Annotated in this window: 1 protein-coding gene and 1 pseudogene; both read right to left on the bottom strand. The window is 76.3% G+C overall.

The window, feature by feature from the left end:
• The coding region (locus tag E5198_RS21175) for a uroporphyrinogen-III C-methyltransferase (protein ID WP_136491862.1) at positions 1-1,146 on the bottom strand (1,146 nt) is incomplete at its 3' end.
• Between the two features lie 51 nt (positions 1,147-1,197).
• A pseudogene (locus tag E5198_RS21170) lies at positions 1,198-1,353 on the bottom strand (uroporphyrinogen-III synthase); the annotation flags it as partial.

The following is a 1,353-nucleotide window of genomic DNA, read 5'->3' as shown; positions in this document are numbered from 1 at the left end:
GCTGCCGGGCGCCGCCGGCGGCGCGGACGAGGCCTCGGGGGTCCTGGGCGCCGCGCCGGCAGCTTCCAGCGCGGCGCGCTCGCGCTGGCCGAGGTAGGCCTGTAGGGCGTTGAGCGCCGGCGTCAGGTCGGGCAGCTCGAGAGCCACCGGCTGGTTGGCCAGCTCGCCGAGACGGGTGTAGAAGGCGTGGTTCTCCGCGCTGTCCAGGCCGAAGTAGCGCTGCACCAAGCCGCGCGCCTGCTCCAGCGCGCCGCGGTAGACCTGCGGTTGGGCGTTGAGCGCCGCCCACTGTGCCTGCTCCAGGGCCAGACGCAGGGCCAGGCGCAGCTGCTCGAGGGTCTGCCCGGCGAGCAGCGGCCTGACCTCGTCGCTGGCGGTGAACTCCAGGCGCACGAAGCCGCTGACGTGCTGCCACCACTGCGCCCAGCGGCTGGCGCCGTCGCCCTCGGCGACCTGTGCCGCGGCCGGCAGCGCGCCGTCCCGCGGCTGGAATTCGGGACGCCGGGTGTTGAGGCCGGCGGCCTGCTCGCCGAGGGCGCCGAGCTGCAGGAACAGGCCGGTGCGGTCGACCGCAGGCAGGGTCTGCAGGGACTCCAGCGCACTCACCAGCCGCTCGCGGGCGGCGAAGGCGGCCGGATCGTCGTGATCGCGAAGGATCTCGTTGGCAGCAGCGAGCAGGAAGCGCGCGCTGTTGACGTCCTGCAGCGCCGCCAGGCGCAGGCTGGCCAGGCGCAGCAGGTGCTCGGCCTCGGCCAGGCGCCACTCCTGGCGGCTGGCGCCGAGCACGCGGTCGACCCGCTCGCCGAGCTGCTGCTGGCCGGCCTGCAGTTCGGCGAGCAGGCGGCGGCGCGTCTCCAGTTCGGCCGGCGCGGGCAGCTGCTCGAGCTGCCGGCTGAGCACCTGCTCGCGCTCGGCCAGCTCCTGGCCCTGGCGGTGCGCCTCGGCCATCGCCTCCTGCTGGCGGGCGTCGGCCTCCTGCAGGCCGGCGACCTGGCGCAGGCTCCAGCCGGCCACCAGCAGGGCGCCGGCGCCCAGCAGCAGGGTCAGCACGGGCAGCGCCCGGCCATTGCGTGCGGCTGCCGGCCGCGGCGGCGCAGCGGGCGTCTCGGCGGCGACTTGTTCGGTTTGCGGGGCGGGATCGGTCACGTCGGCATCCTTCTGGTCGTTTCATCCGCCCGGCAGCTCAGGCTGCCCGGCTCAGCATTTCCCGGCGCGCGGCTCGTCGGCCAGGCACGCCAGCAGCGCCGCGGCGCTCGCCCCGCGGCAGTCTCGTACATCCAGGGCACCGGCCGCGCGGGCCAGGGCGGCGACCCGCGGGCTGGGCACGAACAGCGGCAGGCGCGCCAGCGCCGG

Source organism: Pseudomonas sp. A-1 (assembly GCF_004801855.1).
Taxonomy (GTDB): Bacteria; Pseudomonadota; Gammaproteobacteria; order Pseudomonadales; family Pseudomonadaceae; genus Geopseudomonas.
The sequence above is the reverse complement of the archived record's forward strand: the minus strand, read 5'-3'. Positions and strand labels throughout refer to the sequence as shown.